The organism is Demequina iriomotensis (assembly GCF_000971395.1).
In the GTDB taxonomy this organism is placed as follows: Bacteria; Actinomycetota; Actinomycetes; order Actinomycetales; family Demequinaceae; genus Demequina; species Demequina iriomotensis.
Genome location: NZ_BBME01000009.1, coordinates 217,194 through 236,250 on the forward strand (window position 1 = coordinate 217,194; position 19,057 = coordinate 236,250).

The following is a 19,057-nucleotide window of genomic DNA, read 5'->3' on the forward strand; positions in this document are numbered from 1 at the left end:
CGGAGGCCGTCGGACCCACCGCACGTCGGCGACGGCGCGGGGCGGGGGCGATGGTCCGGCACCCGTGCGCCTGATCGGATTCCTCGGACAACGGCGGTCCATGTCCGCGGCCTCGACGCGGGCTGCGCGACTTGTGGGTGACGGCACAGGGCAGACGGGCCCGGGGAGTCGGCCGAGAGGTCGTCGCCGCGTTGCGGGTGCCCCCCTGCCGTGGTCTCTCGTGCTTCAGGGCAAGGCCCCCCGGACCCGAATTCCGGGGGGCCTTCGCCGTCTCCTCGCGCGGTGCCGTGCCCGCGCATCGTCCGCGCGCCCGCGCCGCGGCGGCGTGCGAGACTGTGCCGGATGCGAGCCGCGAGGGAGGACGGGATGGTCGACGCTGTCGAGACCGACGTGGAGGACGATGCGTCCGTCGCGGGCGGCGACGGCGTGGGCATCGCGGCGTTCGTCGCTGGCTGCCTGGCGCTCGGGCCCGTCGCGATCGTGCTCGGCGCCATCGGGCTCGCACGGTGGCGCTCAGGTGCCGCCAGCCGTCGCAGCTGGCCGCTCGCGGGCCTGGTCCTCGGCGTGGTCGGCACCCTGCTGCTGCTCGCGGGCTGGCTCCTCCACGTGGGGACCGAGCGCTCCGAGGGCACCGTGCTCGCGCACGCCCAGGTCGACGTCATCACCGTGGGCAACGCGCTGGTCGCCCGGCACGTCGCGGATCCGCAGGCGACCGACGTCGACGTCGTCGTCGAGGACGATGCCTACGTGGTCGCAGGGGATCGCGTCCCGCGTGTCTCGGCCGACGTCGCCGCGGTCTCGTACGCGGGCTCGACGGCCTGGGACTGGTGCGTGACGCTCGTCGCGGGCGCGGACGGCTCGACCACCGTCGGGTACGCGGCCACCGCGGGCCTCGTCGAGGCATGCCCGGCGGGGTAGCGCGCGAGAATTCATCGAAGGAATCCTCACCGATGCGCGCCGCCGGTCGATAGGGGATCAGGCGACCATCGTGCCGCCATGTCCGGAGGAGGGTCGGTGGGGATCCGCATCGCACGGCCGACTCGTCTCGACGCCTATGTGACCGCCGTCGCCGTCGCCGGGATCGCCGCCGCCCTCGCGTGCCTCGTCCCCACGCCGTGGGTGCAGGTCTGGGACGCGATGCCGGTGCTGTCGGTGGCCGTGCTGCTGCTCGCCGCGATCGCCGGCGAGTGGAAGCCGATCATCCTCCACGTCAGCGGCAACGAGTCGCGCGCGATCGGCATCTCCGCGCCGTTCGTGCTCGCGCTCGTCCCGATCGCCGGGGTCGCGGTCGCGATCGTCGTGCAGGTGGTCGCGGGCGCCGTCGCGGACGTGCGGCGTGGTGCGGCCCCGCACAAGGCGGTCTTCAACGTGGGGCAGAACGCGCTCAACGTGCTCGTGGCCGGGGTGGTCTACGCGGGCCTCACCGGCACCGAGCTGATCGGCGTGCCCGCCGACGTCGACCACTGGCGCGTGCTGGCGCTGCTGGTCGCGGGCGCCGCGATGGTCGCCTCCAACGACCTGCTGGTGAGCATCGCGGTCTCGCTCGCGACGGGTCGCCGCCTCGCGGAGCTGATCCGCCAGGACATCGGGCTGCTCGCGGTGACGCAGGTGGTGCTGCTGAGCGTCGCGGGCGTCGCGGCCGAGGCCGCGCACCACGGCGCCTTCCCGCTGATCCTCCTCGCGGGCCCCGTCGCGGCGGCCCACGCCTTCGCGGCGATGGGGGTCAGGCATGCGCACGATGCGCGGCACGACCTGCTCACGGGCCTGGGCAACCGCGCGCATCTCCACCTCGAGCTGAGGTCGGCGCTCGGCGGCGGGGCGCGGGCGGCGGCTCTGGGCCCCGGTCTCGTGCTCGTTGACCTCGACAACTTCAAGGACTTCAACGACGCGCTCGGGCACCCCGTCGGCGACGCCATCCTGTGCGAGGTGGCGGCGCGGCTCGTGAGCGCGGCGCCCGAGACCGCGTCCGTGCATCGCCTCGGCGGCGACGAGTTCGCGGTGGTCGTGCATGGAGGGCTCGTCGAGACCCAGCAGATCGCCCGCTGCCTGCTCGACTCGTTCGCGGCGCCGGTGCGGGTGGACGAGCTCGAGCTGCTGGTCCGCGGATCCGCCGGGGTGGCCGTCGCGCCCCTGCACGGGCACGACGACGCGACGCTCATGAAGAACGCCGACATCGCGCTCTATCACGCCAAGCTCGAGCGGGACCGCGTGAGCACCTACTCGCGGGAGTTCGCGGTCAACACGGTCGACCGGCTCCGGCTGCTCGTGGACCTGCGTGCCGCGGTCGAGGGTGGCGACCTCGACGTCGCTTACCAGCCGCAGATCGACCTGGCCACGGGGCGCATCGTCGCCGTCGAGGCGCTCGCGCGCTGGAACCACCCCGAGCGCGGCCCCGTCGGCCCCGACGAGTTCGTGCCGCTCGCGGAGGACTCGGGGCTCATCTACCAGCTCACGGGATTCGTGCTCGATCGCGCGCTCGCGGACGTCGCCACGTGGCGGGCCCGCGGCCACGACCTCCGCCTGGCGGTCAACCTGTCCGCGCGCCACCTGTCCGACCTTGCGCTGCCCAGCACCGTGCGCGCGGCGCTCGAGCGGCACGGCGTGCCCGCGACGGCGCTCGTGCTCGAGATCACCGAGACCGCGATCTTCTCCGACCGCGTCCGAGCCGACGTGGTCCTGCGCTCGCTCCGCGACCTGGGCATCGCCATCGCGATCGACGACTACGGCACGGGCAACGCGTCGCTCAACTACCTCCGGCGCCTCCGGATCGACGAGCTCAAGATCGACCGCTCGTTCGTCGCCGGCGTCGGCGCCGACCCTCACGACCTCATCATCGTCCGCTCCACCGTCGAGCTCGCCCTCGCCCTCGGGCTGCGCGTGGTCGCGGAGGGCATCGAGGACGCGGCGACGGGGGAGGCCGTGAGGGCGCTCGGCGACGTCATCGGGCAGGGGTACCATTACAGTTCGCCTGTGAGCGCGGCCGCCTTCGGAGCGCTCATCGAGGCCGAGGCGACGAGGGAAGCGGCGCGCGCGTGAGGACGGGACCCGTGGGTGACTTTCGCAACAAATGCAGGAAAAACCCTCGCCCTTTCGGAGACTTCGCGCCAGTATGTTGCGCAGGTCGAACCCTCCCGGCCTCTTTGACAATTGACGATGTGTGCAGCGGCGGCCTTCACCTCTCTCAGCGGTCACCACTGTGGTAGGGACGGCGCGAGCCGTGCGCACCGTCGCAGCTGAAGGGAAGTGCGTCATGGGCAAGTGGACCAAGATCAAGGACAGCGTCACCATCCGCGTCGCCGCGAGCGCGAGCACCATCGCCGCTGTCGCCGTGGTGGCTGGCGCCGGAGTCAAGTGGAACTGATCGCTCCACGTCGCGGTGGTGCCAGGCGATCCCGCCTGGCACCACCGTCCGCGCTCGACACCTTCGTCCTCGCGGTCATCACCACCGGCGCGCTCGCCGTAGCCGTCGTCGCGCTCGGCTCGCCCTGGGGTAGCGTGGTCGGATCGCCGATGACCTGGCAGGCGCTCCTGCTCGTGGGCGCCGCGATCATCGGCGAGGTGCGCCCCATCCGCCTGGTCGACGGGGGATCGGGCACGCGCACGCTGTCGACCTCGGCGCCGTTCGTGCTCGCGCTCGTCGCGGTGGCGGGCGTCGGGGTCGCCGTCCTGGCGCAGCTGGTCGCCAGCACGGTGGACGACGTCCTCCAGAGGCGGCCGGTGCGGAAGTCGCTGTTCAACCTTGCCCAGTACGCGCTGAGCGTGGTCGCCGCGCGCGGCGCGTACGCCGCGCTCACGGGCGTGCCCTTCTTCGGCGGCCCGAGCGCCGTCGGCATGGACGAGGTCGGGGCGCTGCTGGTCGCGGGTGTCGCGATGGTCGCCGTGAACTGGCTGCTCGTCGCGGTGGTCGTCTCCCTGTCCGCGCGCATCTCCATCGCGGACGTCCTGCGGATGGAGCTGCGGGACTTCGTGCTCGTCAACCTGGTGCTGCTGAGCGTCGGCTCGCTTGCGGCGGAGATCGCCTCGGACAGCGTCTGGGGCCTCCTGCTGCTCGCGGGCCCCGTGCTCGCGGCGCACGTGTTCGCCTCCTCGGCCGCGCGGCACGCCCACGACGCCGCGCACGACCTCCTCACGGGACTCGGCAACCGCGCGCAGCTGCAGCGCGACCTCACCAGCGCGCTCGAGCGGTCCCCGGACGCCACGGGTCCCGGGCTCGTGCTGCTCGACCTCGACCACTTCAAGGACTTCAACGACACGCTCGGGCACCCCGTCGGCGACACGATCCTGCGCCAGGTCGCGCAGCGCCTCATCGAGGCGGCGCCCACGAGCGCCCGCGCCCACCGCCTCGGCGGCGACGAGTTCGCCGTCGTGGTGCGTGGCGGGCTCGCCGAGAGCGAGAGGGTCGCGCGGGACCTGCTCGCCTCGTTCGAGGACCCCGTGAACGTCGACGGCCTCGAGCTGCTCGTGCGGGCCTCGGTCGGCGTGGCGGTCGCGCCGGTGCACGGCACCGATGGTGCGGCGCTCCTCAAGCACGCGGACATCGCGCTGTATCACGCGAAGCTCGAGCGGGACCGGATCTCGACCTTCGACCCCGAGTTCGACATCAACACCGTCGAGCGGCTCCAGCTGCTCGCCGACCTCCGCTGGGCGCTCGCGGAGGGCGGCCTCCACGTCGAGTACCAGCCGCAGGTCGACCTCGCCACGGGGCGCATCGTCGCGCTCGAGGCGCTGGTGCGCTGGCGTCATCCGCAGCGCGGGCTCGTCCCGCCCGACGAGTTCGTGCCGCTCGCCGAGAACTCGGGCCTGGTGCTCGAGCTCACCACCTTCGTGCTCGATCAGGCGCTGAGCGATCTCGCGATCTGGCGATCGCGCGGGCACGACGTCCGCATGGCCGTCAACCTGTCCGCCCGGCACCTGTCGGACCTGGCGCTGCCGCTGCACGTGGGCGAGGCGATCGCGCGCCACGGGGTCCCCGCGACCTCGTTGGTGCTCGAGGTCACCGAGACGGGCATCCTCTCCGACCCGGTGCGCGCGGACCTGGTGATCCGTGAGCTGCGCCGGCTCGGCGCGGCGATCGCGATCGACGACTACGGGACAGGGAACGCGTCCCTCAGCTATCTCCGCCGCCTCGCGATCGACGAGCTCAAGATCGATCGGTCGTTCGTCAGCAACATCGGCGCGGACGACCACGATCTCATCATCGTGCGCTCGACCATCGAGCTCGCGCTCGCGCTCGGGCTGCGCGTGGTCGCCGAGGGGGTCGAGGACGAGGCGTCCGCAGCGGCCCTCGCGGCGTTCGGCCCGGTCATCGCCCAGGGGTTCCACCTGGGGCGGCCCGCGCCCGCCGACGCGGTCGCGCGGTCGCTCGACGCGTCGCCGACCGCCGCCGTGCGGCGGGGCTGACGATGCTGGTGCTGGCCGCCGGCGTCCTCGCGCTGCTGTCGCCGCTGCTCGCGCTGCGGTGGCCCGCGGGACTCGCGCTGCGGCGCTGGCGCGCGCCGGCCCTCATCTGGGGGGCGCTCGTCGCCCAGATCGTCATCATCGACGTGAGCCTGCCGGAGGCGGTCGCACCGCCCGCGCACGTCGCGACCTACGTCGCCGTGCTGGCGTTCCTGTGGCTCAACCGGGAGGCGCGCGGCGCGCTCGTCGTGGCGGCCGGAGCGTTCGCGAACGGTCTCGCGATCGCGCTCAACGGCGGCGTGCTGCCGGCGAGCGCCGGCGCGATCGAGGCCGCCGGGATCGACGTGGACCACGAGTTCGTCAACTCCGCGGTGATGGCGGACCCCGTGCTCCCGTGGCTCGGCGACGTGTTCGCCTGGCCGGATCCGCTGCCGCTCGCGAACACCTTCAGCATCGGCGACGTGCTCATCGTGGCCGGGGTGGCGGTCGCCGCGTGGTCGCAGGCCCGGCCGCTCCGGCCGCGCAGGCACGCACCCGCGCCGACGGTCGACGCGTAGGGGGGCGTCGGCCACCCATCGGCGTGCCGGCGGGCCCGCCGCCCGCAGGTACCATGGCCGTCGTCCGGCGCCCCCGTGAGCGCGGCGCGGGGCGCACGGGTCTCAACAGCCTCCGTCCTCGGCCGATAGGGGCCTGGGGAGGCGTTCACATCGGTCGGGGCCGGGTGCCCGCCGCCGCGCGGGACGCCTGCGCCCACGACCCGAGCCAAGGAGACAGGATGACGAGCGCCTCGCCGCACATGCGCCAGCGGCTGCTCCTCGTCTACATGGTCGCGGTGACCGTCGTCGGTGCTGGCGCGCTCGCCCTCACGTCGGCCCACCTCACGTGGCCCACCGACCTCTCCGCGAGCACCGTCGTGTCCGTGATCTTCCTCTCGGTCTTCGGGATCGTCGGCGAGCTCCGCCCGATCTGGCTGGTGCGCCGCGGGCAGGAGACCAGGACCCTCTCGCTCGCGACGCCGGCCGTGCTCGCGCTCGTCGCCGTCGCAGGCCCGCTCATCGCCGTCGCCGTGCAGGTGTCGAGCACGCTCATCGACGACATCATGGACAAGCGCCGCTGGTACAAGACGGTGTTCAACGCGGCCCAGTACGCCGTGTGCGTCCTGGCCGCGCACGGGATCTACGAGACGCTCGCCGGCGACCTCGGCGGCGTGCGCAGCCCGCTCGCGCATGCGCAGCGGATCGGCGCGCTCATGCTCGCGGGACTCGTGATGATCGTGCTCAACTGGGTGCTCATCGGCATCGCGGTGTCGCTCGCGTCGGGGCAGACGCTGCGCTCCACGCTCAACACCGATGCCGGCGAGTTCATCGCGACCCACGTGGTGCTCCTGAGCCTCGGCGGCGTGGCGGCCGACCTCGCGCCGCATGGCGTCGGGGCGCTCGTGCTCCTGGTGCCGCCCGCGATAGCGGCGAGGCGCTTCGCCTCAGCCGGTGCCCGGCACGCTCACGAGGCGTCCCATGACTCGCTCACCGGGCTGCGCAACCGCAGCGAGCTCCATCACGCGCTCGGGGACGCTCTCGAGGAGGCGCAGCACGTCTACGGTCAGGGCCCCGGGCTGGTCCTGCTCGACCTCGACCACTTCAAGGTGTTCAACGACACGCTCGGCCATCCCGTCGGCGACGAGATCCTCCGGGAGGTCGCGCGCCGCCTCGAGGCGAAGGTGCCCGAGGGGGCGTCGGTGCACAGGCTCGGCGGGGACGAGTTCGCCGTCGTGGTCGCCGGCAGCGCGGAGGACGCGCGCTCGCTCGCGGCGCAGCTGCTCGCGGGGCTCGACGATCCGGTGCGGATCGATGACCTCGAGCTGCTGGTGCGCGCGAGCGCCGGGGTCGCGTGCGCCCCGATGCACGGCAGCGACGTCGACACGCTCATGAAGAACGCCGACATCGCGCTGTACCACGCCAAGCTCGAGCGGGACCGGATCAGCGTGTACGCGCCCGAGTACGACCTCAACACGGTCGAGCGGCTCCGGCTCCTCGCGGACCTGCGCGTCGCGATCGACAAGGGCGACCTCGACGTGGTCTACCAGCCGCAGTTCCAGCTCGCGGGCTCGCGCGTGGTCGCGGTCGAGGCCCTCGCGCGCTGGCGTCACTGCACGCGCGGACCGATCGGCCCCGACGTCTTCATCCCGCTCGCCGAGGACTCGGGCCTCATCTTCCGCCTCACCACCGTGGTGCTCGACAAGGCACTCGCGCAGCTCGCCCTGTGGCGCGAGGCGGGTCACGACATCCGCATGTCGGTCAACCTGTCGGCGCGTCACCTCTCCGACCTCGGCGTGCCCCAGCAGGTCGCCCTCGCGTTGCGCCGCCACGGCGTCCCCGCATCGTCGCTGGTGCTCGAGGTGACCGAGACGGCGATCCTGTCCGACCCGGTCCGTGCCGACCTGGTGATCCGCGCGCTGCGCGCGCTGGGCGTGACCATCGCGATCGACGACTACGGCACGGGCCACGCGTCGCTCAGCTACCTGCGCCGCCTCGAGGTCGACGAGCTCAAGATCGACCGCGTCTTCGTGAGCAACATCCGCGCCGCGGACCAGGACATGATCATCGTGCGCTCGACCATCGCGCTCGCGCTCGAGCTGGGCCTGCGCGTGGTCGCCGAGGGCGTCGAGGACCAGCCGACCGTCGAGGCGCTGCGCGGCTACGGCGACGTCATCGCGCAGGGCTACCACCTGGGCGGCCCGGCGCCTGCGGCGGAGGTCGAGCAGATGATCATCCGCGCGAACGGCATGCCGGCGCTGGAGGGCCTCGCGCGCTCCTGACGCCGCGCCCGCGTCGATGCGTCCCGGGAGGTTCCGAGTGCCCGAATCCTCGAATATCGGGCACTGAGCACCTCGCGGCGCGCGGTGGGGCGGCGCGGCCCACACGTGCGAAACGGCCCGGATCCCCTGAGGGAGCCAGGCCGTTCTCGCGAGAGCGGGTGACGGGAATCGAACCCGCGCTATCAGCTTGGGAAGCTGAAGTTCTACCATTGAACTACACCCGCGAGCGCCGTCCGAAGGCGGCGCGTGACCCATTGTAGGGGGTCGCGCGAGCCCTCAGCGCTGAGGCGTCGCCGCGATGGCGAAGGTCGCCGCGACGGTCTCGCCCGGCGCGACGGTGAACAGGCCGGTGCCGCCCACGCCCGTCGCGTGCATCGTGAACGCGTCGTTCGCGTGGGAGACGGGCTCGAGCGCGAAGAAGTCCTTGCCCGGCGGGACATACACGACGGCGTGCCCGAGCACCGGATCGGCCGTGATCTCCAGCGACACCGCGCCCGGGTACTCGAGCGACGCGAGCACGTCGCCCGTGCGGCCGGCGTAGCAGTCGTCGACGAAGGCTTCGCCCAGCGGGCGGCGCTGCGTGAAGTCGGCGTGCTCCGGGATCGGGCCCGCCTCGGACGAGGCCATCATGCCCTCGAGCGCGTAAGCGGTCTCGCAGCGCAGCTCGAGCTCGGCCTCGGGCGAGCCCGCGATGCTGCGCAGGAAGTGCGGGTGGTGCCCGAGCCCGGCCGGGAACGCCTCCTCGTCCACGTTGACGATCTCGGTGGTCCACACGAAGCGGTCGTCCTCGAGGGCGTAGGTGAGGCGCGCGATGAAGGTCCACGGCCAGTTCATGCCGAAGTAGTCGCGCGAGTCGAGCTCGAGCACCGCCCGGTCGGAGGTGCTCTCGAGCACCTCCCACGGGAACTCCCAGCCCGTGCCGTGGATCGCGGTGCCGTCGGGCCAGTTGACCCGGAGGGCGTACTGCGAGCCGTCCCACAGCAGCCGGCCGTCGCGGATCCGGTTGGACCACGGCACGAGCGGGTACGACGCGGTCTCGGTGGTCGTCGCGAGGTCCGCGGCGGAGGTGGGTCGGAGGACGTCCGCCCAGTCGTCGCCGATGCGGGTCTGGGCGAAGGCGACGGCGCCGCCGGTGGCGGGCACCAGGCCGACGCGCCAGTGCGGGTTCTCGAGCGTGATGAGCGCGGGCATGCCTCCATCATGGTCCACGCTCGTGCGGGCGTGGGCGCCGGACGTCCCGCACGACGGCCGCGGGCACGCCACAATGTGTGCCATGCCGCCTCGTCCCGCCCGGAGCACCCCCGCGCGCATCGTGCTCGCGGCCGCCCTGGTCCCGGCGCTCCTGCCCGCGCTCGCGGGCTGCGCCGGCACGCCCGAGTACCCCATCCTCGCGCCGTCCGCGCCGGCGAAGGTGCCCGACCGCGTGTACGCGATGCGCGCGCTCGAGATCACGGTGACGAGCGCGGTCGAGGGCCCCGTGCGGGTCACCGGCGGCACCGTGTTCTCCCCCTACTTCGACCGCGTCGACGCGGTGGGCATCGACGTCGAGCTAGGCGAGGGCGACGAGGCGGTCGTGACGCTCCCGCTCGGCGCCGCGACCTGCCCGGCGGGGGAGGGGGGCACCAGCGCGCAGCTGGTGCTGGAGGTCGACGGCCAGGAGCTGCTGCAGAGCGTCGCGCTCGACGCGCAGGGCATCGGCCGCCTCAACTCGGACGCGTGCGCGCTCATCCTCGACGACGAATGATCGTGCTTGACCCTCCCCCGGTGGGAGGGTCCAAGGTGAGGTCATGCACTCGGGAGAGCTCCTCAGCATCGGCGCCTTCGCCGCGCTGAGCCGTCTGTCCGTCAAGGCGCTCCGGCACTACGACGAGCAGGGCCTCCTCGCCCCCGTGCGGGTCGATCCCGTCACCTCGTACCGCTGGTACTCGCCGGACCAGGTCCGGCGCGCCGCGCTCATCGGCACGATGCGTCGCATGGACGTCCCGCTCCCCGTCATCCGCGCGGTCCTCGACCACGCGACGGGGCCCGAGGAGGCCGTGGAGGCGTTCACCGGCTGGTGGGCCGCGCAGGAGAGGCGCCACGACGAGCGTCGGGGCATCGGCCGCTACCTCACCCGACAGCTGCGACAGCAAGGAACCGTCATGGACATCTCGACCCGCTCCGTCCCGGAGCGCACGCTCGCCGTCATCGGCCGCGAGCTCTACCAGCCCGAGCTGGAGCCCTTCATCATGGAGGCCTTCTCCACGCTCTTCCGCCACGCGGAGGCCCGCCCGGGCCTGCGCGCCCTCGACACCACGCCCGCGGAGCCCACCTACGTGATCTACCACGGCCCCGTCACCCCCGATCAGAGCGCGCTCGTCGAGGCGTGCATCGTGGTCTCGCCGGACGCGCGCCCCGCCGAGGGCGTCGCGATCCGCCTCGAGCCCGCGCACGAGGAGGCCTACGCCACCCTCACGCGGGCCGAGGTGGAGTTCCCCGACATCCTCGACGCCTACGACGCGGTCGCGGAGTGGGTCCTCGCCCACGGCACGATGCGCGAGGACCTGCCCTCGCGCGAGGTGTACTTCACGGACGTCATGAAGGCCGCGCCCGGCGACCCGGCGTGCGACGTCGCCTTCCCGTTCGTCGCCCGCTGACGCGGCCGGGGACGATGCGCGGGCGCCGCCTCGCGCATCGTCCCTCGCGGACGTAGCCTGACCGGTGGCACCGTCGCCGCGCCCGCCCGGGAGGAACCATGGCCACCGTCTCCGCCTATCTCAACTTCGACGGGACGTGCGAGGAGGCCTTCGCGTTCTATCGCGAGGTCTTCGGGGGCGAGCTGGTCGACCCGCCGATGCGCATGGGCGACATGCCCCCGACGCCCGGGCAGCCGCCGCTCGCCGAGGACGAGGCGTCGCGCGTCATGCACGTCGCCCTCGACATCGTCGCGGGGTACCGGCTCATGGGGTCCGACATCCTGCCGTCGATGGGTCATGTCCTCACCGCCGGCAACGCGATGTACGTCGCGATCACGCTCGACGACGAGGACGAGGCGCGCGACCTGTTCGCGAAGCTCTCCGCGGGCGGGACGGTCGCGGTCGAGCCGACGCCGATGTTCTGGGGCGACCTGTACTCCGACTTCATCGACCGCTTCGGGATCCAGTGGATGGTGATGGCCCCGCTGACCGAGGGCACCGGCCTGGCGTAGGCGTCCTACGCGTCGGCCTCGCTCGTGTACGCCTCCTCGAGCGCGTCGAAGAACGCGTCGGCGAGCTCCTGGAAGCCGTCGCGGTCGAGCCGGATCGCGTCCCCTGGGTCGAGGCCGAGCACCGTGGTGCCGGCGTCGAGGCCCGCTTCCTCGGGGGGGTCGAACCGTCCGCCGTTCGCGTTGAGCGCCGCGACCACGGCCCTCAGCTCGTGGAGCGGCCCTGGGGCGTCGCCCTCGACGGTGCGCGAGCGGAGGGCGAACATCCCTTCGAGCTGCCCGGCCATGGCGTTGAAGTACTCGTCCTCGATGTCCTGGATCGCCCCGTCCATCGACGCGTCCGTCGGCGCCTGGGCGCGAAGCAGGTCGAACGCCGCGATCTGGGCCTCGATCCGCCACCGGCATGACGCGATGTAGTCGCCGCTGAACGTGCCCTGCTCCTCCATGTGGGACCTCCCTGCGCCCAGTATGCGCAACCGCGCCGGTTTTGGCTCCCCCCGGTGCGCGGCTCCGCGCACCCCGCCGCGGGCTACGGCTGGGCCGAGCGGTCCTCGACCTGCTGCGCGAGGATGTCCTCAGCCGCCTGGACGCGGCTCTCCTTCTCGAGCTCCGCGGCGGTCGGGTACCGCACCCGCACGAACGGTCGGTAGAGCTGGTAGGAGACCGTGAGGCGCGAGTCGCGCATCACCCACAGGGCCGCCCCGACCGACACGAGCAGCGCGGCGACCGCGCCGATGCCGATCGACCAGCGCGGGCCCGCGTGCTCGCCGATCCATCCCACGAGCGGCGAGCCGATCGGCGTCGCGCCCAGCATCACCATCATGTACAGCGCCATCACGCGCCCCCGCATGCGCGGCGAGGTGGTGGTCTGGACCGTCGCGTTCGCGGACGTGAGCATCGTGAGCGCCGTGAAGCCCACCGGCACGCACGTCACCAGGTACAGCGGGTACGTGGGCGCGACGGACATGAGGGCGGCGGAGACGCCGAAGCCGAACGCCGCTCCCACGACGAGCCGCAGCCGCGGGCGCTTGCGGCGCGCGGCCAGCAGCGCGCCGGTGAGCGAGCCGATCGCGATGACGGATCCGACCAGGCCGTACGCGCCTGCGCCCTTGTCGAACGCGTTCGCGGCCATGAGCGCGCTCGTCATCTGGAAGTTGAGCCCGAGCGCCGAGATGACCCCGACGACCACCAGGATCACCATGATGTCCGGCCGGCGGCGCACGTATCTCACGCCTTCGCGGAGCTGCCCGCGGCCCCGACGTGCGCGCTCCTGCCGCTGCAGCTCGGAGCGCCGCATGAGCATGAGCGCGATGATGGTCGCGGCGTAGGACACGGCGTTGAGGACGAACACCCAGCCGCTGCCGATCACCGCGATCAGCACGCCCGCGAGCCCGGGGCCGATGAGGCGGGCGGCGTTGAACGATGCGCTGTTGAGGCCCACGGCGTTGGGGAGGCTCGCCGCGGGCACGAGGTCGGAGACGAACGTCTGGCGTGCCGGGCCGTCGAACGCGGACACGATGCCCAGGAGGAGCGCGAACACGTAGACGTGCCACAGCTCGACGTGACCGAGCAGCGTCATCGCGCCGAGCGCGAGACCGAGCACGCCCTGCCCGAGCTGCGTCGCGATGAGCAGCTTGCGGTGATCCACGCGGTCCGCGACCACTCCCGCCCACGCCGACAGCAGCAGGAACGGCGCGAACTGCAGCGCGGTGGTGATGCCGACCGCGGTGCCGGAGTTGTCGCTGAGGACCGTGAGCACCAGCCAGTCCTGCGCCACGCGCTGCATCCACGTGCCGATGTTCGACACGAGCGCGCCTGCGAACCACAGGCGGTAGTTGAAGAAGCGCAGCGAGGCGAAGGTCTGTGACATGCCACCTGTTCAACCGGCTGACGCGGGCGGTTGTTCCGCGGCGTCGCATCGACACGTGCGCCTGTTCCACCCTACGCCCGCGCGCGGGCCCTCCCGCCCGCGCGACTCCCCGCGCGCATCGTCGCGCGCTTGACTCGGCACGATGCGTGGCGCACCCTGGTGCGGGCGCGCCGCGAGGGTCGGCGCCGAGGAGGAACGTTGGAGCTCTAGGGTCGCCGGACCACGCGTCTGGCCACAGGTCTCCTGCACCTTCCAGACCCCTCGGAGCTCCCCATGCCCTCCCTCACGCTCTCCCACCTGTCCTTCGCCTGGCCCGACGGCCGCGCGCTCTTCACCGACCTCACGTTCACGCTGCCTCCGGGCGTCACCGCCCTGATCGGGCGCAACGGGATCGGGAAGTCCACGTTGGTCCGCCTCGCGCTCGGCGAGCTCGCCCCGGGCGGCGGCACCGTGGCGCGTCCGGCGTCGATCGCCTACGTCCCCCAGCACGTCACGCTCGCCACCGAGGCGACCGTGTCCGACGCCCTGGGGATCGCGGAGCCGCGCGCCGCGCTCCGCGCGATCCTCGCGGGCTCGACCGACCCCGCCGACTTCGACGCCCTCGGTGACGACTGGGCCGTCGAGGAGCGTTCCGTCGCCATGCTCGCGGCGCTGCGCGTGCCCGCCGACCTCGACCGCTCCGTGGGCGGGCTCAGCGGCGGCGAGGCCGTGCTGCTCGCCATCGCGGCCGCGCTGCTCGCGCGTCCCGACGTGATGGTGCTCGACGAGCCTACGAACAACCTCGACGCAACCGCCCGCGCCGCGCTCGCGGCGCAGCTCGCCTCACGCGACGGCGCGACGCTGGTGGTGAGCCACGATCGGACCCTGCTCTCCGGGGTGGCGCGCATCGCCGAGCTCCGCGAGCGGGAGGACCGCACCGTCGAGCTCCGCTGGTTCGGCGGCGGGCTCGAGGCCTTCGAGGAGGCGCGTGAGGCCGAGCGCGCCGCCGCGGCGCAGGCGGCGACCGCGGCGTCGGCCGAGGTGGGGCGCCAGTCGCGTGCCCTGGCGGCGCACGTCGACGGTGCGGGACGCAAGCGCCGCGCAGGGGAGAAGGCGCGAGCCGAGCGGCGCTTGGTCGGGCTCGCGGCGGACGCCAAGCAGCATCAGGCCGAGCGCACCGATGCCCGCGTGCGCAGGATCCACCAGCAGCGTCTCGCGGATGCGCGCGAACGGCTGGCCGAGGCCCGTGCAGCGATCCCGCGCGACCGCGCGATCCGCATCGACCTTCCCGGCACGGAGGTCCCGGCGCGCCGGCTGGTGCTCGAGGCGGAGGGGCTCACCACGCGCACGGGTGCGACGCTCGACGCGATCGTCCGCGGGCCCGAGCGGATCCACCTCGCGGGCCGCAACGGCGCGGGCAAGTCCACGCTCGTCGCGACGCTGCTGGGGGACCTCGCCGCGCGCGCGGGCGGGTCCCGCGTCGACGTGCCCGTCGGGATCCTGCCGCAGCGCCTGGTGGGGCTCGACGAGGAGGCGTCGGTGCTCGACAACGTGCGCCGCCGTGCGCCGGGCGCGTCGCCCCAGGAGGTGCGGGACCTGCTGGGCCGCTTCCGCTTCCGGGGCACGAGCGCCGATGCGGCCGTGGCGACCCTGTCCGGCGGCGAGCGCTTCCGCGCGTTCCTCGCGTGCGTGCTGCTCGCGCGCCCCGAGCCGCAGCTGCTGGTCCTCGACGAGCCGACCAACAACCTCGACCTCGAGTCGCAGGCGCAGCTGATCGAGGCGCTCGCGGGCTATCGCGGCGCGCTCCTGGTGGTGAGCCACGACGCGGCGTTCGTCGAGGCGGTGTCGCCCACGCGCACCTGGACGGTCGAGCCCGATGCGCCGGTGCGGGATCTCCCGTGCGGGTGAGGGCGCGTGGTGGGACGATGCGGAGGGAGGCCGCCGTCCCGGCCCCGGGTGGAGGTCCGCCATGAGGTATCTGCTGCTGGTCTGCACCGAGGAGATCGACGATCCCGCGGGCGGGCCCGACGACATCGAGCGGTGGACGTCGACGCACGACGCCTCGGGCGCGAGGGTCTGGGGAGACCGCCTCGCCGAGGCCGAGCAGTCGCGCGTGGTGCGCGTGCGGGCCGGCGGCACCACGGTGCAGCCGGGCACGCTGCACCGCGACTTCGCGTCCATCGCGGGGCTCGACATCCTCGAGTGCGCATCGCTCGATGAGGCGGTCGCGGTCGCGCTCGATCACCCGATGGCCCGCCACGGCGTCCTCGAGGTGCGCCCGTTCTACGACTGGGACGCGGAGTCCTGACCCCGGTCGCCGCCCGCTAGCCTGGCCGTATGCCTGCGCTCCTCATCCTCGGCGGCACCGCGTGGCTCGGTCGCGAGACCGCGGCCCAGGCGGTGGAGCGCGGCTGGGAGGTCACGTGCCTCGCGCGCGGCGAGTCCGGCATCGTCGCCCCGGGCGCCACGCTGGTCCGCGCGGACCGCGACGCCCCCGACGCCTACCGCGAGGTCGCCGGGCGCGACTGGGACGCCGTGGTCGAGGTGAGCTGGCAGCCGCGCCACGTGCGCGAGGCCGCGGAGGCGCTCGAGGGGCGCGTGCTTCACTGGACGTACATCTCGTCGGTCGCCGCGTACGCGCCGAGCCGTGAGCTCCTCACCGAGGACGCCCCGTTGCGCGAGCCGGTCGCGCCCGACGCCCGCGTCGACGGCTCGCTGTACGACGCCGCGAAGGTCCGCTGCGAGCTCGACACCCTCGAGTCCCACCCCGACGCGCTGCTCGTGCGCGCGGGCGTCATCATCGGGCCCGGGGACCCCACGGAACGCTTCGCGTACTGGCCGCGCCGTGCCGCGCAGTGCGGCAGCTCGCCCATGCTCGTGCCGGCGCCGCCCGCGCACCCGCTGCAGCTCCTCGACGTACGGGACCTCGTGGCATGGAACCTCGACGCGATCGAGTCCGGGCTGTCGGGACCGGTGAACGCCGTCGGCGAGCAGCGCACCCTGTCCTACGCGGTCGAGCTCGCGCGCGAGGTCGCGGGAGCCATCGGGCCGCAGGTGGACGTGGACCCCGCGTGGCTGCGCGCGCACGGGGTGCTGCCCTGGAAGGGTGCCGGGTCGCTCCCGCTGTGGGTGCCCGACGACGGCGGACCCGCGCGCACCGGCTACCACTCCGGCGCACGGTTCGTCGCGACCGGCGGCCGCCGGCGGTCGCTCATGGAGTCGATCCGCGACATCCTCGCCGAGGAGCGCGCGCTGGGCCTCGATCGGGAGGTCGACGGCGGGCTCCCCCGCGCGCGGGAGCTCGAGCTGCTGGCCGCCTGGGAGGCGGAGGCGGGCTAGGCGCCCGCCTCGACCCCGGCATCGTCCACCACGGGGACCGCCCCGGTGGCGGGAGCGTGCGTGGGCGGGCCCAGGTAGAGGAACGTGAGCCCGGGCATCGGCACGAAGCGCTGGTCGGGCGAGTACAGGCGGAAGCCGCCGGACTGGTCGACTGCGCCGAGCGGGACGGCGCGCTCGTCGACGATGACCCGGGTGATGAACTCGCGCGGCCCGTACTGCTTGGTCAGCTTGGTCGCGTGGATGCGCCAGCCGTCCGCGAGGTGGGCGTCGAGGCTCGCGAGGTCGGAGCGGCCGTCGAACGCGTAGGACGCGCGCCTCTCGAACGTCAGCGCCCGCTTCTCGCCCGTGCCCTCGACGGGGGACAGCTGGAACGAGCGGTGGAAGCCGTACTCGGTGCCGAGGCTGCGGGCCACGAGCGCGTTGTAGTAGTCGTTGTCCGTGGCGGCGAGGACGTGGCTCACGCCGGCCTGCGCGAGGGTGTCGTCGGCGTGTTCGGACAGCACCTCGCCGAAGTAGGTGCGGACGCTCGCCATACGCGCGGGCTGGAGGCTCTGGTACCTGCCGTCGGCGATCATCACCTGGACGCCGAGGCGCTGGAGCGACTCCGCTAGCGCGAGGCCGAAGCGCGACGCGCCCACGATGAGCAGCCCGTTGTGCGCGCCGGTGGTGAGGCCCAGGCGGCGCGCGAGGGGCGCGAGGGTGAAGCCGTGCGCGATCACCGTGACGATGATGACGAGGAAGACCGTGGGCACCAGCTGCGCCCCGTCGGGGTAGCCGGCCTCGACCATGGACGGGCCGAACGTGCCGGCGGTCGCCGCGGCGACGATGCCGCGCGGGGCGATCCAGCCGAGCAGCACCCGGTCCGGCTTGGGGACGTTCGACCGCAGCGTCACGAGCGCGATGGTCAGGGGGCGCACCACGAACATGAGGACCAGGACGAACGCGACGATGCGCCAGTCGAGCGCGCGCAGGTCCTCCGCCGTGAGAGTGGCCGGGATGATGATGAAGAGCGAGCTCACCAGCACCACGGTGAGCCCCTCCTTGAAGTGGAGGAGCTCCTCGCGCTCGGCGAGGCGCATGTTGCCCAGGACCAGGCCCATCGCGGTGACGGCGAGCAGGCCCGTCTCGTCCTGCAGGCGGTTGCCGAGCGCCGCGACCAGGAGCACCGCCACGAGCAGCAGCGGCGACTTGAGATGGGCCGGCACCCAACCGCGGCGGAACGAGACCCCGACCAGCAGGCCCAGGCCCGCGCCCAGGCCGCCGCCCACGAGCACCGCGAACGCGAGCCCGCGGAGGATCTCGCCGACGCCGCCCTCCGACAGCGCGAACACCTCGAAGGTGAGGAAGGCGAGCGTGACCGCGGTCGGGTCGTTGACGATGCCCTCCCACTTGAGGAGGGCGGCCGAGTCGCGCCGCAGCCCGGCCTGCCTCAGCAGCGGTGCGATGACCGTGGGTCCCGTGACCACCAGGATCGCGCCGGCGACCAGCGAGACCGGCCAGTCGAAGCCGCCGACCCAGTGGGCGGCGGCCGCGGTGAGCAGCATCGCGACGGGAGGCCCCGGGATGGTGAGGCGGCCGATGCCCTTGCCCACGCGGCGGAACTCGCCGAAGCGCAGGCTCATGCCGCCCTCGAACAGGATGACCGCGACGCCCAGCCCGATGAGCTCGGACAGCTCGTCGGGGGCGAGGTCGACCTCGACGAGTCCCGCGATCGGGCCGAGAGTGAGGCCCACCGCGATGAGCACCACGATCGCGGGGATCTTCAGCCTCGCGGCGAGCAGCTGCGAGGCCAGTCCGGCCACGAGGACCAGCACCAGGCTGGTGGCGAGCGTCATGAGCCGATGCTAGGGCCGGCGGACCATGGCACGTCAGTCCCAGAAGCCCCGGTGGGGCGCGGCGGCCTCGTCCTCGAGGAGAGGCCCGGTCACGGCGATCTCGCGCGCGCCGGCGCCGAGGACGGTGCGGCAGGGAAGCGCGAGCGTCGGGTTGTCGTCGTGGGCGCCGGTCATCGCGAGCAGGCTCGTCTCCGCGAGGCCGTACACGACCGCGCCGATGCCCGACCAGTAGATCGCGCCGGAGCACATCGCGCAGGGCTCGCAGCTGGTGACGAGCGTGGCGGCGGCGAGCTCGTCGGCGTCGAGCTGGTTGCTCGCGAGCCGCACGAGGTTGGTCTCGGCGTGGCCGGTCGCGTCGCGATGCGTCACCACCGTGTTCTCGGCCTCGAGGACGATGCGCCCCTCGGCGTCGACCAGGACGGCTTCGAACGGGTGGTTGCCGTGGTCGCGCGCCGCCTGGGACACGGTGATCGCGCGGCGGAGGTGCTCGAGGCGGTCGCTCATGCGGCCAGCCTAGGCACCTCCGCCGCGCCCCGACCCCCGACGGTCCCGTCTGCTGACAGCCACCGCGCCTGACAGCCACAACGCCCGCCTGACAGCCACAACGGAGTTCGTCGCGACACGCCGCCGTTGGCGGC

Annotated in this window: 16 protein-coding genes and 1 tRNA gene; 11 read left to right on the forward strand and 6 right to left on the reverse strand. The window is 73.3% G+C overall.

The genetic code is table 11. The features are described 5' to 3' along the window. Positions 1-342 precede the first annotated feature (342 nt). The 5 genes from AOM09_RS01070 to AOM09_RS01090 all read left to right on the forward strand — a co-directional run bounded on the left by AOM09_RS01070 (position 343) and on the right by AOM09_RS01090 (position 8,212). Positions 343-918, forward strand: coding sequence for a hypothetical protein (locus AOM09_RS01070; protein WP_156162171.1), 576 nt, complete (start codon positions 343-345; stop codon positions 916-918). A 96-nt stretch (positions 919-1,014) separates the two neighbouring features. Continuing rightward, positions 1,015-3,036 carry a putative bifunctional diguanylate cyclase/phosphodiesterase gene (locus tag AOM09_RS01075; RefSeq protein ID WP_062383058.1) on the forward strand — a complete coding sequence of 674 codons (2,022 nt, stop codon included), beginning with the start codon at positions 1,015-1,017 and terminating at the stop codon, positions 3,034-3,036. A 474-nt stretch (positions 3,037-3,510) separates the two neighbouring features. Then, positions 3,511-5,400, forward strand: a complete 1,890-nt coding sequence (locus tag AOM09_RS01080) for a putative bifunctional diguanylate cyclase/phosphodiesterase (protein WP_156162172.1) — start codon at positions 3,511-3,513, stop codon at positions 5,398-5,400. 2 nt (positions 5,401-5,402) lie between these two features. After that, positions 5,403-5,954 carry a DUF5317 domain-containing protein gene (locus AOM09_RS01085; RefSeq protein WP_062383064.1) on the forward strand — a complete coding sequence of 184 codons (552 nt, stop codon included), beginning with the start codon at positions 5,403-5,405 and terminating at the stop codon, positions 5,952-5,954. 218 nt (positions 5,955-6,172) lie between these two features. Next, on the forward strand, positions 6,173-8,212 hold the full coding sequence (locus AOM09_RS01090; protein WP_062383066.1) for a putative bifunctional diguanylate cyclase/phosphodiesterase: 2,040 nt from the start codon (positions 6,173-6,175) through the stop codon (positions 8,210-8,212). 153 nt (positions 8,213-8,365) lie between these two features. On the opposite strand, the gene AOM09_RS01095 is transcribed toward AOM09_RS01090, so the two are convergent. Further along, positions 8,366-8,436, reverse strand: a tRNA-Gly gene (locus tag AOM09_RS01095). A 52-nt stretch (positions 8,437-8,488) separates the two neighbouring features. Beyond that, a complete protein-coding gene (locus AOM09_RS01100; protein ID WP_062383068.1) occupies positions 8,489-9,403 on the reverse strand; it encodes an aldose epimerase family protein in 915 nt (304 codons plus the stop codon). An 82-nt stretch (positions 9,404-9,485) separates the two neighbouring features. On the opposite strand from AOM09_RS01100, the gene AOM09_RS15300 reads away from it, so the two are divergent. The 3 genes from AOM09_RS15300 to AOM09_RS01115 all read left to right on the forward strand — a co-directional run bounded on the left by AOM09_RS15300 (position 9,486) and on the right by AOM09_RS01115 (position 11,399). Then, a complete protein-coding gene (locus AOM09_RS15300) occupies positions 9,486-9,956 on the forward strand; it encodes a hypothetical protein (protein WP_062383071.1) in 471 nt (156 codons plus the stop codon). A 43-nt stretch (positions 9,957-9,999) separates the two neighbouring features. After that, positions 10,000-10,848: a MerR family transcriptional regulator gene (locus tag AOM09_RS01110; protein WP_062383075.1), complete on the forward strand. Its 849-nt coding sequence runs from the start codon at positions 10,000-10,002 to the stop codon at positions 10,846-10,848. A gap of 98 nt (positions 10,849-10,946) precedes the next feature. Beyond that, complete coding sequence (locus AOM09_RS01115) at positions 10,947-11,399, forward strand: VOC family protein (RefSeq protein WP_062383079.1); 453 nt, start codon at positions 10,947-10,949, stop codon at positions 11,397-11,399. A gap of 5 nt (positions 11,400-11,404) precedes the next feature. Here AOM09_RS01115 and AOM09_RS01120 read toward each other — a convergent pair whose 3' ends face one another. Together AOM09_RS01120 and AOM09_RS01125 are read right to left on the reverse strand one after the other, a co-directional pair. Beyond that, a complete protein-coding gene (locus AOM09_RS01120; protein WP_062383081.1) occupies positions 11,405-11,842 on the reverse strand; it encodes a hypothetical protein in 438 nt (145 codons plus the stop codon). 83 nt (positions 11,843-11,925) lie between these two features. Beyond that, positions 11,926-13,266, reverse strand: coding sequence for an MFS transporter (locus AOM09_RS01125; protein ID WP_062383084.1), 1,341 nt, complete (start codon positions 13,264-13,266; stop codon positions 11,926-11,928). 273 nt (positions 13,267-13,539) lie between these two features. On the opposite strand from AOM09_RS01125, the gene AOM09_RS01130 reads away from it, so the two are divergent. The 3 genes from AOM09_RS01130 to AOM09_RS01140 all read left to right on the forward strand — a co-directional run bounded on the left by AOM09_RS01130 (position 13,540) and on the right by AOM09_RS01140 (position 16,584). Beyond that, entirely contained in the window at positions 13,540-15,153 is a 1,614-nt protein-coding gene (locus tag AOM09_RS01130; RefSeq protein WP_062383087.1) for an ATP-binding cassette domain-containing protein, read from the forward strand. Positions 15,154-15,214: 61 nt separating this feature from the next. Continuing rightward, positions 15,215-15,553 carry a YciI family protein gene (locus AOM09_RS01135; protein ID WP_062383090.1) on the forward strand — a complete coding sequence of 113 codons (339 nt, stop codon included), beginning with the start codon at positions 15,215-15,217 and terminating at the stop codon, positions 15,551-15,553. Positions 15,554-15,582: 29 nt separating this feature from the next. Further along, complete coding sequence (locus AOM09_RS01140; protein WP_062383093.1) at positions 15,583-16,584, forward strand: NAD-dependent epimerase/dehydratase family protein; 1,002 nt, start codon at positions 15,583-15,585, stop codon at positions 16,582-16,584. On the opposite strand, the gene AOM09_RS01145 is transcribed toward AOM09_RS01140, so the two are convergent. After that, positions 16,581-18,419 carry a cation:proton antiporter gene (locus AOM09_RS01145; protein WP_062383096.1) on the reverse strand — a complete coding sequence of 613 codons (1,839 nt, stop codon included), beginning with the start codon at positions 18,417-18,419 and terminating at the stop codon, positions 16,581-16,583. The two genes, AOM09_RS01140 and AOM09_RS01145, sit on opposite strands and share 4 nt — an antisense overlap. Before the next feature lie 33 nt (positions 18,420-18,452). Further along, positions 18,453-18,923, reverse strand: a complete 471-nt coding sequence (locus tag AOM09_RS01150; RefSeq protein WP_062383099.1) for a nucleoside deaminase — start codon at positions 18,921-18,923, stop codon at positions 18,453-18,455. Between the last annotated feature and the right edge of the window lie 134 nt (positions 18,924-19,057).

Bases quoted from the DNA above. Each gene is read 5' to 3' on its own strand.
- AOM09_RS01130 (WP_062383087.1), top strand. From the start codon at position 13,540: ATGCCCTCCCTCACGCTCTCCCACCTGTCCTTCGCCTGGCCCGACGGC.
- AOM09_RS01085 (WP_062383064.1), top strand. From the start codon at position 5,403: ATGCTGGTGCTGGCCGCCGGCGTCCTCGCGCTGCTGTCGCCGCTGCTC.
- AOM09_RS01080 (WP_156162172.1), top strand. From the start codon at position 3,511: ATGACCTGGCAGGCGCTCCTGCTCGTGGGCGCCGCGATCATCGGCGAG.
- AOM09_RS01090 (WP_062383066.1), top strand. From the start codon at position 6,173: ATGACGAGCGCCTCGCCGCACATGCGCCAGCGGCTGCTCCTCGTCTAC.
- AOM09_RS01135 (WP_062383090.1), top strand. From the start codon at position 15,215: ATGAGGTATCTGCTGCTGGTCTGCACCGAGGAGATCGACGATCCCGCG.
- AOM09_RS01110 (WP_062383075.1), top strand. From the start codon at position 10,000: ATGCACTCGGGAGAGCTCCTCAGCATCGGCGCCTTCGCCGCGCTGAGC.
- AOM09_RS01140 (WP_062383093.1), top strand. From the start codon at position 15,583: ATGCCTGCGCTCCTCATCCTCGGCGGCACCGCGTGGCTCGGTCGCGAG.
- AOM09_RS01115 (WP_062383079.1), top strand. From the start codon at position 10,947: ATGGCCACCGTCTCCGCCTATCTCAACTTCGACGGGACGTGCGAGGAG.
- AOM09_RS01070 (WP_156162171.1), top strand. From the start codon at position 343: ATGCGAGCCGCGAGGGAGGACGGGATGGTCGACGCTGTCGAGACCGAC.
- AOM09_RS01100 (WP_062383068.1), bottom strand. From the start codon at position 9,403: ATGCCCGCGCTCATCACGCTCGAGAACCCGCACTGGCGCGTCGGCCTG.
- AOM09_RS01125 (WP_062383084.1), bottom strand. From the start codon at position 13,266: ATGTCACAGACCTTCGCCTCGCTGCGCTTCTTCAACTACCGCCTGTGG.
- AOM09_RS01120 (WP_062383081.1), bottom strand. From the start codon at position 11,842: ATGGAGGAGCAGGGCACGTTCAGCGGCGACTACATCGCGTCATGCCGG.
- AOM09_RS01150 (WP_062383099.1), bottom strand. From the start codon at position 18,923: ATGAGCGACCGCCTCGAGCACCTCCGCCGCGCGATCACCGTGTCCCAG.
- AOM09_RS15300 (WP_062383071.1), top strand. From the start codon at position 9,486: ATGCCGCCTCGTCCCGCCCGGAGCACCCCCGCGCGCATCGTGCTCGCG.
- AOM09_RS01145 (WP_062383096.1), bottom strand. From the start codon at position 18,419: ATGACGCTCGCCACCAGCCTGGTGCTGGTCCTCGTGGCCGGACTGGCC.